Source organism: Marinobacterium lacunae, from assembly GCF_000705555.1.
In the GTDB taxonomy this organism is placed as follows: domain Bacteria; phylum Pseudomonadota; class Gammaproteobacteria; order Pseudomonadales; family Balneatricaceae; genus Marinobacterium_D; species Marinobacterium_D lacunae.
This window is the reverse complement of the sequence record NZ_JMQN01000059.1, coordinates 18,835-31,015: the sequence shown is the minus strand read 5'-3', so window position 1 is coordinate 31,015 and position 12,181 is coordinate 18,835. Positions and strand designations below refer to the sequence as shown.

Below are 12,181 nucleotides of genomic sequence, written 5' to 3'. Positions count from 1 at the left end.
GAAGGGTTAAAGGGGCGGTATGCGTTGATCAGCGACCTCGGGTACGTCATTTGACGTATAGCGGGCAAGCGGCCTTACTGCGAGGTGAGGAACGCTCGGCGATCAATCGTTTCTTCCAGTTTCAACGGGTCTCGCCCAGCGCTTATATAGTCCCCGATAGCAGGGCAGGTTCCCTCTTCCGACAAAGCCGTTAAGATACCGTTGTCTCTGTCGAGGTATTTCGCTGCACAATAACTGTCCTTCTTATTTTTATCCATCTCACACACTTTGCTGTGGATATAGGCAGCGCCGATTATATCGCAATCCTTTTGATCGCCGAGGAAAAACGAATAGTTAAACCATATAAGGGGTGATTCAGGGTCGTCCTGAAGTGCCATTACATAAGCATAGCGTGCTTTTTTTGCGTCATGAAAAGAGTCACTGTACAGGTTACCAAGGCGCATCCATGCTTTTCCGCCTTTTTCTATCGTGTAATACAATGCACTTTTGTAGGCGTTCGCTGCTTCTTTATGACTCTTTATATTTTCAAGCTCAAGGCCATAAAAATATTGAGCATCATAGTCATAGGGGCGCAGTTGCGCTGCAAGTGACAAATATTTAATCGCTTTGTCATGCTCGCCCTTATGATAGTAGTGTCGCCCTATCCAGTAGTAGTTATTGGCATCGACGGGCGCGATATCCATAATCGCCATATAATCCTTGAACGCTTTGTCGGCCTCATCGACGTACCTAAGCATAAGCGCTCTCAAGCTCAGATATTGCCCGGCATTACCGTGCGATAACGCTTTCGCGAAGGCCTGCTTTGCTTCGTAGTATCGTTTCTCCTTAAAAAGTTTCGATGCCCTTTCATACTCAACGTATCCCAACAGCGGCTTGAGAGACGCGTTTTGATCTACGAATCGTCGCGTGTCCTCTACAATCGCCTCAAGCGCTGTCATCGAGCCTCCCCAACGGGGTCTACTCATGCTCAGTGCAGCTGCACGTATCGCATAGGATTCAGGCCTCGCATCAAAAGCTTCCGCGATGAGGTTGAACTTCTCCTGCCCCGTGCCACCGGAATTATATATTCGATCCGCGTAAGTAATGGTAATGGATGGATCCAGTTCCAGTGATCGACTGAGATCCATGTTGGCTTTATCAGCGTAATAATGCCAATTCTGTTTCTGCTCATCCGAGAGCTCTCGGTAATAATCATCCCCGCGGTATAATCCACCCACATAGGAGAAGTAGTTAGCTCTTACCAGATGCGCTATAGCCGATTCGGGGTATTGAGCAATCCAATTATCAAGGAGAATCTGGTGTTGCGGTGCGCCACTTCTAAGGGCGCTGATTGCAAAATTAATCGAACCTTCAACAGCCGTATCGTTTTTCAACTCTTTCAAAAGCGGTTTGAAGTGAGCTTCCAGAGCTGAAAAATCGCCCTCTTCAAACGTTTCCCTGATAGCTAAATAGGCTGTAATCTTATCCTCATCCAGGCCGCTTATATCTTTCCAGTATGCTCTGGATGGGCCGGATGAAGAGCCGGCTGTATCGTTATTGGATAGAACATCATACAAGTTCTGGAAATCGTCTTTCATATAAAAAGACGCGAAAGCGATTATGGAAATCAATATTACGAAGCTTGTAGCTTTCCTTTTTGTCATTATGTTCATCCTTGATAAACCGGCTCCCAAGCCTTTTCAGATGGCTGAATCACCTGTCAATTCTACCTGTCCATCAATCTATCCCTTGGGATACATTGTCGGCGTATTCGTGTCTCTATTGCCTGTTTGATGCCTGCACCAGTGTGCGGCCTTTCCGCAAAAGGCACAAGACGCACATGTGAATTGATGATGAAACCCAACGCACTTTATGACAATCACCCAGGGCTATATCCGGCATTCAAAGAGATCATTAAAATAGCGTTGGCCCAACCACGAGACTCCAACCTGACTGAACACCCTGCCCCCTGACAGGTCAAAGCCATCAACATACCAGCCAACGAGAAATCCGACGCTGGCTTGCATAGGGCCAACCGTTACCCTCTGAACTTATAAGGATCAGGTTAAATGTTTAAAATCGCCACTGCACTTACCGCCAGCGTGATGGGTCTCTTTATCGCTGGCTGCGCCACCACAACCAGCCGTTTCGTCACGCCTGATGAGGTGAGCGACTACCTTGTCACCAAGACACCTGCACAGATGCAAAGCACCTTGGGTAGCCCGCGCACGGTGGAACATACCGGCCCAAACACATCCGTATGGACCTACCACTCGGATATGATTCAGGACAAAAAGGCGACTCAGGGGAAGTGTGAGATGATCATTACCTTTGAGGGCGACAAGGCGGTAAAAGCGCTGGTGAACGCGACCGAATACTCCCCTTTCGCGGCGCCGCTGGCGACATGCAACCTTATGCTGAATGGGCTCTGAGGACTCAGGTTAAACCCGTTAACCGGTTCAGTAATGGTTGATAAACGGATTTTCCTTCAAACGGGCGACGGCAAGGTCAATGAACGATCGAATCTTCGCATTGGCCTGCCGCCCTTCGAGATAGACGATACTCACCGGCAGCGGTTCAGGTTCGTATTCCGTTAAAATCCGCACCAGCGATCCGTTCATCAGCTCTTCACCTACCTGGTACGACATCAGACGTGTAATACCGAAACCCTGCTTCACGGCCGTGATCGCCGCGCCATTCTGCGAACAGCAAAGGCGTGGCGATAGCTTTACAGACAGCCGCCCTCGCGGGGATTCAAACTGCCATGCCGTTGACGGCTCAACCGTTGAGGACTGGATGATCTCATGATCGGCAAGATCATCCGGATGCAGGGGTTCCCCCCGTCGTTTCAGATAGTCAGGCGAGGCGCACAGCAGCCTGCACACGCTTCCGACCGGGATCGCATAGTAGCTCGAATCCTTTAAGTGGCCGATGCGGATAGCCACATCCAGCCCTTCGTCGAGTATATTGCTCACGCGATCATAGAATTGCGCCTTTACCGTTACCGACTGATTCTGACTCAGGTATTCCGTCAGAATAGGTGTGATATGGATCTGTCCAAACAAGACCGGCGCGGTGACAGATAAAACGCCCTTTGGCTCGGCGTAACTCCCCGATGCCAGGGCTATCGCCTGTTCAACCTCCTCCAGAATGCGCTTGGCATCCTCAAGAAACCGCGCACCTGCGTCTGTAAGGCGCACATGACGGGTGGTTCTGTTAAACAGGCGCGTACCAAGCTCATGTTCGAGCTGCGCAACCGAACGTGTGACTGCCGGGGCCGAGAGGTCGAGCTGACGGCTGGCAGCGACGAAACTTTTACATTCGGCAACCTCGACAAACACCCGCATTGCTTCCAGCTTATCCATTCGACGCTACCTGTTGGACCATCTTTTATTGCATATATAGCAATAGTCAATTAACTCTTACACCAATTACCAACAATAATTCCAATTGTATGCTGGATTCTCCCTTTTAAGAGTCAATAGGAGTTAAACATGTCCCGTATACCTACCCCCGCCACCATTCAGGATGCACCCGAAGCCTCACAAGCATCGCTTGACGCCGTCAACAAACTGCTGGGCAGCGTACCCAACCTGTTCCGAATCGTCGCTAACAGCCCTCAGACACTTCAGGGTTACCTCGGTCTCAACGGTGCACTCGGAAATGGTTCGCTGAATGCCCAGACCCGTGAGCGTATTGCGTTGGCGATTGCCGAGATCAACGACTGCACCTACTGCCTGTCCGCACACCAGTACCTGGCCACCCATCTGGCCAAGCTCAGTGCTGCTGAAATCGAGGCGAACCGTCGTGGTACGTCTGGCGATGCCAAGGCCGCTGCAGCGGTTGAGTTTGCAGTGAAGATTGCGAAAAATCGCGGCAAGGTCTCAGACAGCGATGTCGCCTCGGCCCGTGCGGCAGGTTATAGCGACGCTGAGATCGTCGAGATTGTAGGGCACGTAGCCCTGAACACCCTGACCAACTACATCAACGAAGTATTGGGTACAGAGATCGACTTTCCCATTGTCGATACACTGGCCGCATAAAAGGAAAAGGGGTGGCACCGTCGCCACCCCTTACCCTCGAAATTGCATAAGGCCCAACCGTTTTACGTTCACTGGTTCGCAACCAGAATTCTTAATGCCACGCCCGCCGCAGCTGTGCGGTTCTCGACGCCCAGTTTGGGAAAGATCTGCTCCAGATGCTTATTGACGGTACGCGGGCTCATCTCGAGTATCTCTGCCGCTTCCCGGTTGGTTTTTCCGTTGGCGATCCAGAACAGCACCTGTGATTCGCGCTCAGTCAGATCGAGCTTCTCACGCAACATGGCAGCGCCGTCGGTACGTTGAAGATCCAGCAGTTTCATCAGCTTTTCGCCGTTGCCCTCATGGCTGATAAGCTTCAGCGCCAGTGGGTAGTCAAGGCCTTCAAGACTTAGCTGTTCCTCCACCTGTGGCGTGTGATCCAGCCAGTATCGAATCTGTGGCGCAAGGTGCTTGTGCTGCCATGCCTCGTCAGCCCTTGCCCGGGCAAGCAGTGCATGTGTTTGCGGCGTTGCCCAGCGTATGTGGCCATCGTCACTGACGGTAAGCAGGTGCTGACCGAGACTGTCGAGTGCGCTGCGGGCACTGTTCGCCAGACGTGCGTTATCAAGATGCACCTTCATGCGCGCCAAGAGTTCATTGGGGTTGATCGGTTTGGTCAGGTAATCCACCCCACCAGCTTCGAGCCCTTTGATCACATCGTTGGTATCGGCAAGCCCCGTCATGAAGATCACCGGTATGGATTGCAGCTCCGGATCCGCTTTCAGTGCCCGACAGGCTTCAAACCCATCCATATGGGGCATGACACCATCCATCAAGATGATGTCCGGTCGCATACGCTTGGCGATGCTCAGCGCCTGCCGTCCCTCCAGTGCCACCAGTACATCGATACCGGCTGCCTCAAGCGCGTCGTTGATCAGACTCAGGGTGTCCGGCGAGTCATCGACCACAAGCGCGATATCGGTAGGGGCGTTATTGCTGTTCATCAGTCTGAAAGCTCCAGGCACTGAGCCAGCTGTGCAAACTGTAGTGTGCTGGTCAGTTTATTCAGGTGTTGTAGCGTCGGCGCATCAAGCACGCCCTGTTGGTCCAGTTTTTCAAGTGTTGCACGCACGCCTTTTCGATAACCGATCTCGGCATAGGCACGCAGTTCATGAATGAGTTCATGATCCGGTATCGACCAATCCATGTCGGCTGATGGCGACTCGCTTAATGCCACGCGAGGTTCGGGAGGCGCAGGCTCAGTCTCTGCACTCTGATAAATCCACTCCAGTTTCAGGTGCCGCGCAACTCTATCGAGCAGCGCCTGATTCTCCACGGGTTTGACCAGATAGTCGTTATACGCCGTTTCTACGCCAACGTCCTTGCGATATTCACGCGCATCGGCCGAAAGCATGATGATGGGGGCATCTATGCTGCGATTGCGCAACTCTCTGGCCAGTTGCAGACCGTTCATGCCGGGCATCGATATATCCAGCAGGAATAGATCAGGTTGGCTGTTTTGCAGCAACGCCAGACAGGCCTCGGCGTCGTGCGCTTCCAACGCCCTGAAGCCCAGGGGGGTCAGCAAATCGGACAGCAGGCCACGCAAGACCGGATCGTCGTCCACTAAACACACCGTGCGCTGATATCCGGCATACCCAACAACACGCTGCGCCTTGGTTTTATCACGGGTTTGCGGATCCAGCCAAGGCAACATCAGACTTACCGAGAAGCAGCTGCCCCGCCCCGGCTCACTCTCAACCTGTAGATCGCCGCCCATAATTTCGGTCAGTAGTTTTACGATCGTAAGCCCTAGCCCAGTGCCCGGCAGATTCGGGCTGTCGGCGGTACGCACCCGCTCGAAGGGGTCGAAAATCCGTGCCAGATGCGCCTTGGGGATACCTGGGCCCGTATCCCGTATGCTGAACTCGGCTACCTGATTACGGTAGCGGATTTCGAACTCAACCTGCCCGCTTGCTGTGTATTTAACCGCATTGGAAAGCAGGTTAATCAGTATCTGACGCAAACGCTTCTCGTCGGCGATCACCAATTGCGGCAGCGGGTCGAGTATTCGGCAGTGAAACGCTATCCCCTTGCCGCTGGCCTGCATTGCGAACATATCGGCAAACTGGTCTATCAACTCAGGCAATTGCACCTGGTTGCGGTACAGCTCCAGTCTGCCCGCTTCGATCTTTGAAATATCGAGCAGGCCCTCTATCAGGTCGGCAAGATACTGGCCGCTGCGGTGGATGGTGTTAAGCCCGGGCTTCATGCGTACGGGCGTCTCAGGCTGGTCGGCCAGCAGTTGCGCATAGCCGAGTATCGATTGCAGGGGCGTGCGCAGTTCATGACTGATGCCGCTGATGTAGCGGCTCTTGGCCGCATTGGCACGCTCGGCCTGCTCTTTGGCCTGCTGCAAGGCAAGGTCAGTCTGCTCGTGCGCCTCGATCTCTCGGATCAGTTTTCGCGTTTGGCGGTTGGACTCTTTCTGCGCCACCCAGCGACTTTCATGTGCCAGCAGGAAAAACCAGGTGATGACGCCCGAGGCGATCAACAACACAAAGAACAGGGTCCAGAGTGTCTGGCTGAGCAGCTCAACCTGCACCGGGTCTTCTGGTTGCATCTGCCTGTACACGAGCGCCAGCAAGGCTCCCAACAACAAGTTAACCGGCAGCAGCATGCCGACAAAACGGCCAAACCGGGAGTTGATGGTGCGTACGATACTGCGCGGCAAAAACAGCCGTAAAAAGCCAATCAGCTGGGCAGAGAAACGTGCCCGCGGTTTGCAGCTGTCCATACAACGCGCATCCAGTGAACAGCACAGCGAACAGATCGGCTGCCCATAGGCCGGACAATAACTCATGTCCTCGCGCTCGAAACGATTCTCACAGATACCGCAGGTGATATGGCCCGGGTGTTCGGCACACTGATGCACCGCGAGCTCCGCATCCGCCGGTTGCCGCGCGAGGTAGTAGCGGCCACCGGTGAGCCATGCGATCAGTGGCACAGCGATAAAGCAGGTTACAAGGCTGACAAAGTGGGACAGGGTTTTCACCACCTCACCGAACCAGCCCAGATAGCACAGCACCCCCAGTGTGGTCGCCAGCAGCATGGAACCGGTACCCACCGGGTTGATGTCATACAGATGGGCGCGCTTGAACTCAACATAGGGGGGACTTAAGCCCAGCGGTTTATTGATCAACAGATCCGCGGCCAGAGACGCCAGCCAGCTAACTGCCACTATGGCGAATATGCCGAGAATCGCCTCCAGCGCCTGATAGATACCCAGCTCCATCAGGATCAGTGCAATCGCCACGTTGAACACCAGCCAGACCACCCGGCCCGGGTGGCTGTGCGTGAGGCGCGAGAAGAAGTTCGACCACGCAATTGAGCCTGCATAGGCGTTGGTAACGTTGATCTTCATCTGCGAGAGGATCACCATCAGCGCCGCCAGCACCAGCGATACCGATGGCGAGTGAGTCAGATAGGCGAACACCATCTGGTACATGTAGGTGGGGTCACTGGCACGGGCGAAGGTCTCCCCCTGACTGATTGCCAGATACGCCAGAAACGAGCCAAGCAGCATCTTGATCAGGCCCACAAACACCCAACCGGGACCTGCCAGAATCAGCCAGAACCACCAGCGGCGCTTGTTCTCTTCGGTTTTGGGCGGCATGAAGCGCAGGTAGTCCACCTGTTCACCGATCTGCGCCACCATGGCAAAGAAGACAGAGGCCGCAGCACCGAACAGCAGAATATCGAAGTGCCCCTCTTGCGAGCGGCCCACCGGCGCGAAGTTCACCCAATCGCCCATGTGCTGGTATTCGAAGAACACCACCACCGCCAGCGCCGAGCACTGCAACAGCAACCACAGCGTTTGGGTGCCGACCTGAAAACGGCTTATCGCCGATATACCGTGGGTGACTACCGGTATCACCGCAACGGCACAGATCACATACCCGACCGATAGCGGAATACCGAACAGCGCCTGCAGTGCCGAGGCGAGAATAGCCGCTTCTATCGCAAAGAAGATAAAGGTGAAAGAGGCGTAGATCAGTGACGTAATGGTAGACCCGAGGTATCCAAAGCCCGCGCCGCGTGTCAGTAGATCGATATCCAGGCCGTGTTTGGCAGAGTAGTAGCTGATCGGAAAGCCGGTGATAAAGAACACCAGACACACCACCAGCATCGCGATCAGCGTATTGGTAAAGCCGTAGCTGAGCGTTACCGCCGCCGCGATCCCCTCTAGTGCCAGAAACGCCGTCGCCCCGAGTGCGGTCTTGGCCACCCGGTCGATGGACATGCGCCGTCCCGCCCTTGATGTGAAGCGCAGGGCGTAGTCCTCGAGCATCTGGTTGGCGACCCACTTGTTGTAGTGGCGGCGCACCTTGAGAATCGTTTGCGACGGCAGCATGCGTGTGTTGTGTATCCTCAGTTACGGAGTTTGCAAGCCCCAGGGGAAACCCTAGGCCGATCAGGCATGGGAGACCTCGAACGAGCCGACCAGTTGCTGCAGCTTGGACGCGGTTACCCGCGCCTGATCTGAAGTCACCTTAAGCGTGCGGATCGCCTCACTCATCTCGCCACTTATCTGCGCAACATCCCCAGCGGTCTTGCCGTTGCGCTGACTGCTCTCGTCGATATGCTTGATGATGGAGAACATCTGCTCCACCAGTCGATGCAGCTCGGCGTTGTCGGTTGCGGCGTCCTGCGTCATTTGCAGGTTCTGATCCACATCTTCGACCCCCTTCTCCATAAAACGCACCGCCTCGCCGCTTTCGATCTGAATCCGCTCGATCTTGGAGCCGATATCCTGAGCCGCCGCTTCCGTACGTGCCGCCAATCCCCGTACTTCGTCGGCCACAACCGAGAATCCCCTACCGTGCTCGCCGGCGCGTGCAGCCTCAATGGCCGCGTTCAACGCCAGCAGATTGGTCTGTGCCGTGATATCGGTGATAACGTTGACGATCTCGCCAATCTCCGATGTGCGCTGGTTGAGCCCCTGCATTCTCTGTGCCGATGTCAGCACCACGTCGCGAATGGTTTGGGTACCTTCGCGTGCGTTTTCGTAGCTGCGGCGTGCCTCTTCCACCACCTGCTCCATGGCTGCACGCATCTCCTCGGCGGTCATCGACGCCTTGGAGATATCATCAAGCTGCTCCGATACGAGTGCCATCATGCCATCCACGGCACTCTTCACCCGATTGGCCGACTGATGGGCGATCTGGTTACGCGCCTGCATGGTATCGCTGCTGCGCTCAACACCGTCGGCGGCCTTGATCACCTGTCCGACAATTGCATCAAGGTTATCGACAAAGCTGTTGATCCATCGGGACAGGTCGTTGGTCTCATCATTAGACATGCTCTCGGTATCGATCCGCTGACGCAGGTTGCCCTCGCCCTCTGCCAAAGTGCGTATCACGTCGGTCATGCGATCCATGCGACGGGCCAGCCTTTTCGGGCCACATGCCATATATATCAGGCCCCCACCTAGCAGGAGCATACCCTGCGCCAGATAGGTGTACACCGCTTGCATATCCAGAAGAGCAGGCAAAACAGCACCGAGCCCCCAAGCGCCGCCCATGGTGAGTGTTAGCAGGCGCGCCTGCTTGTAGCTGATGGAGCGACGGCGATAAACCTCCTCGAGATCCGCTTCGCACATCATGCCCCAGCGATCAGGCGAGCCCGGCAGCTGGAAGGTCACACCCTTGCCGATAACCGGTATGTGGCGGTAGTCGGAATACCCGGGATAGAGCACATAGAGATTTTCACCGTTGCGGATCGTCTCGCGTACACCAGGGTGCAGTTGGCCGGTCGCCGGGTCAGTAAAGCGGATCTCGAACTCGGTATGCCGCTGAATGCGCACAGTGCCAAAACCGGTATGAATACCGCTTTTCAGATTTTCGCCGTGGGAGAAAGTGTCGTCCTCAAAGCGCGAGCGCGACAGGGCTGAACCTTGCTGGATAGATCGGTCGAACCGCGACTCAACCATAAACAGATAGTTATCGCCGGACTCGGGGTAAATATGCCCGGCCTCACGCTGAATCAGGTCACCGATTACATCGTTGGGTACACGGCCACAGACGCAGCCTATGACCTCACCGCCCACCTTAAGCGGCTGATAGAACATCAGCGTCACCTGATCGTGAAACTTGGAGCTTGAGGGCCCTAACTGCTCAGTTATCGGATCAGTGTATGGGCCGTGGAGAAAAGGCTGCTTCAGCCCTTCGTTCAATGCGCGGGTATCGACAACCATCGCCCCGGCACGCCCCTGTGCCGTGGAGTGCGCCACCTCACCTGTAGCGGTCACGAAAAACAGCTCTGAAAAGTCACCTGCCTGACTCAGTTTGTTGTCAAACAATGCGGGATCAAGTTCTGGATGATGCTCAGCCAACTGATCGGCAAGGCTTTCAAGGTGGCTCCACTGGCTGCGGGCCCAGCGCTCGAGAATCGCCACACGTATTCGGGCAACACCCTCGAATGTGTGCTCTAGCACCTCGGTGGCATCCCGATTCAGCAGACACGACCAACGCATCGCCAATTTTCCGGTACTGCCAAACCAGGGTAGCCAGCGTTTCTCCGCACTTGAAAGGCTCATCTGATGGCTTTTGAACTGCTTCATCCATTCACTCCCGAATCAAAAGACCGGAGTGCTAAAGCAAGCAGCGCGCCAATGTAGTGCAGTGCAATCAGGGAAGTTTTTTGTGCGAAAAACAGAAAACGCACCGCTTTGGCGCACACTGTTTATTCATTAACCATTTTCTGCGCGATAATGGGGCGCAGATTGTCGTTTTTAACAATGCCTTTAGCTATGCGCTCTGCATTGATAAATAAAGCCTTCAACGGTTCAAGGATTGTAAAACGTTCGCACCAATTTGATACGCCGTGTTAAATCCCCAGCCGATCGCGCATGGAGTAATACCACGCCCCCACTGCACTGAACGGCACCTGGAACATATGGCCACCGGGAAACGGATAATGTGTCAGCGATGCGAAGGCTTCAAAGCGCTTTGAGTCGCCCAGTATACGTTCGGACAACAGCCGACCGGCCAGATGGGTATAGGTCACCCCATGCCCGCTACACCCCTGCGAATACAGGATATTCTCGTTGATATGCCCCACCTGAGGCAGGCGTGAGAGCGTCATCAGGAAGTTGCCTGTCCAGCGATACTCGATACGGATCGCTTCGAGTTGCGGAAAGGTTTTGAGCATTTTAGGCCGGACCAGTCGTTCAATGTCTTTGGGATCGCGCGCGCCGTAAACTACACCACCGCCATACAGCAGGCGCTTGTCAGCGGAGAGACGGTAATAATCGAGCAGATAGTTACAGTCTTCGATGCAATAGTCCTGCGGAATGAGTGCCTTGGCCAGATCATCGCTCAGCGGTTCGGTGGCGATCACCTGCGTACCGCACGGCATGGATTTGGCCTTGAGTTCAGGCACCAGCCCTCCCAAATACGCATTACCGGCGATCACCAGCTTTTTCGCACGGACACTGCCACGCTTGGTCACTGCAACCGGTTGCTCATCGCGGGAGATCGCAATAACCCCAGAGTGTTCGAATATATGCCCACCCATACGGGTGACAGCGTCCGCTTCACCCAGGGCAAGGTTAAGTGGATGAATATGGCCACCGCCATGATCCAGCATGCCGCCAACATACCGGTTGCTGGCCACAACGCCGGTCATCGTCTTGGCATCAAGCAACTCAAGCTTATCGTAGCCGTAACGCTCCCAGAGCGCTTTCTGGTGCTCAAGCTCCTTCATCTGCTTGGCGTTGAGCGCCGCAAAAACACCGCCATTTTTCAGGTCGCACTGGATCGAATAGCGCTCGACGAACTCGCGGATGACACGCCCGCCTTCGAACGCCATGACGCCAAGCTGATCGGCAACCTGGGTGCCTGCCGCGCGCTCGACCACATCGATATCACGACTGTAGCTGTTGACGATCTGGCCACCGTTACGACCCGACGCGCCCCAGCCGACCTTCGCCTGTTCAAGAATCACCACACTGACACCGCGCTCAAGCAGGTGCAACGCGGTCGAAAGCCCCGTGTAGCCCGCACCGATGATGCAGACATCACAGTCGATATCCTCGGACAGTTGCGGATAGTCCTGCACCCGATTGGCGGAGGCTGCGTAGTAAGACTCGGGGTAGTTCGTATCCAGATCGGTCATTA

8 protein-coding genes are annotated in these 12,181 nt (G+C 54.9%); 2 read left to right on the top strand and 6 right to left on the bottom strand.

Translation table 11 applies throughout. The annotated features are described in order from the left end of the window. Nucleotides 1–74: 74 nt before the first annotated feature. Nucleotides 75–1,643 (bottom strand): DUF4034 domain-containing protein, encoded by a 1,569-nt coding sequence (locus tag ADIMK_RS19705; RefSeq protein WP_036191819.1) that lies wholly within the window; start codon nucleotides 1,641–1,643, stop codon nucleotides 75–77. Between the two features lie 405 nt (nucleotides 1,644–2,048). On the opposite strand from ADIMK_RS19705, the gene bamE reads away from it, so the two are divergent. Continuing rightward, the gene (bamE, locus tag ADIMK_RS19700; RefSeq protein ID WP_036191817.1) at nucleotides 2,049–2,411 is read left to right on the top strand and encodes an outer membrane protein assembly factor BamE domain-containing protein; all 363 of its coding nucleotides are present in this window, start codon (nucleotides 2,049–2,051) and stop codon (nucleotides 2,409–2,411) included. Nucleotides 2,412–2,438: 27 nt separating this feature from the next. Here bamE and ADIMK_RS19695 read toward each other — a convergent pair whose 3' ends face one another. Then, the gene (locus tag ADIMK_RS19695; RefSeq protein ID WP_036191815.1) at nucleotides 2,439–3,344 is read right to left on the bottom strand and encodes a LysR family transcriptional regulator; all 906 of its coding nucleotides are present in this window, start codon (nucleotides 3,342–3,344) and stop codon (nucleotides 2,439–2,441) included. 129 nt (nucleotides 3,345–3,473) lie between these two features. On the opposite strand from ADIMK_RS19695, the gene ADIMK_RS19690 reads away from it, so the two are divergent. Next, nucleotides 3,474–4,022, top strand: a complete 549-nt coding sequence (locus tag ADIMK_RS19690) for a carboxymuconolactone decarboxylase family protein (protein WP_036191811.1) — start codon at nucleotides 3,474–3,476, stop codon at nucleotides 4,020–4,022. A 68-nt stretch (nucleotides 4,023–4,090) separates the two neighbouring features. Here ADIMK_RS19690 and ADIMK_RS19685 read toward each other — a convergent pair whose 3' ends face one another. From ADIMK_RS19685 to ADIMK_RS19670, 4 genes are all read right to left on the bottom strand, one after another. Next, nucleotides 4,091–5,005, bottom strand: coding sequence for a response regulator transcription factor (locus tag ADIMK_RS19685; protein WP_036191808.1), 915 nt, complete (start codon nucleotides 5,003–5,005; stop codon nucleotides 4,091–4,093). Next, nucleotides 5,005–8,415 (bottom strand): hybrid sensor histidine kinase/response regulator, encoded by a 3,411-nt coding sequence (locus ADIMK_RS19680; protein WP_036191805.1) that lies wholly within the window; start codon nucleotides 8,413–8,415, stop codon nucleotides 5,005–5,007. Before ADIMK_RS19680 ends, ADIMK_RS19685 begins: the two co-directional genes overlap by 1 nt. Before the next feature lie 60 nt (nucleotides 8,416–8,475). Beyond that, nucleotides 8,476–10,623 carry a methyl-accepting chemotaxis protein gene (locus tag ADIMK_RS19675; protein ID WP_036191801.1) on the bottom strand — a complete coding sequence of 716 codons (2,148 nt, stop codon included), beginning with the start codon at nucleotides 10,621–10,623 and terminating at the stop codon, nucleotides 8,476–8,478. A 266-nt stretch (nucleotides 10,624–10,889) separates the two neighbouring features. Next, the gene (locus tag ADIMK_RS19670; RefSeq protein WP_036191798.1) at nucleotides 10,890–12,179 is read right to left on the bottom strand and encodes an NAD(P)/FAD-dependent oxidoreductase; all 1,290 of its coding nucleotides are present in this window, start codon (nucleotides 12,177–12,179) and stop codon (nucleotides 10,890–10,892) included. Nucleotides 12,180–12,181 lie beyond the last annotated feature (2 nt).

Excerpts from the sequence above, each read along its gene's own strand:
- ADIMK_RS19670 (WP_036191798.1), bottom strand. The coding sequence starts at position 12,179 with ATGACCGATCTGGATACGAACTACCCCGAGTCTTACTACGCAGCCTCC.
- ADIMK_RS19675 (WP_036191801.1), bottom strand. The coding sequence starts at position 10,623 with ATGAAGCAGTTCAAAAGCCATCAGATGAGCCTTTCAAGTGCGGAGAAA.
- ADIMK_RS19690 (WP_036191811.1), top strand. The coding sequence starts at position 3,474 with ATGTCCCGTATACCTACCCCCGCCACCATTCAGGATGCACCCGAAGCC.
- ADIMK_RS19685 (WP_036191808.1), bottom strand. The coding sequence starts at position 5,005 with ATGAACAGCAATAACGCCCCTACCGATATCGCGCTTGTGGTCGATGAC.
- ADIMK_RS19705 (WP_036191819.1), bottom strand. The coding sequence starts at position 1,643 with ATGACAAAAAGGAAAGCTACAAGCTTCGTAATATTGATTTCCATAATC.
- bamE (WP_036191817.1), top strand. The coding sequence starts at position 2,049 with ATGTTTAAAATCGCCACTGCACTTACCGCCAGCGTGATGGGTCTCTTT.
- ADIMK_RS19695 (WP_036191815.1), bottom strand. The coding sequence starts at position 3,344 with ATGGATAAGCTGGAAGCAATGCGGGTGTTTGTCGAGGTTGCCGAATGT.
- ADIMK_RS19680 (WP_036191805.1), bottom strand. The coding sequence starts at position 8,415 with ATGCTGCCGTCGCAAACGATTCTCAAGGTGCGCCGCCACTACAACAAG.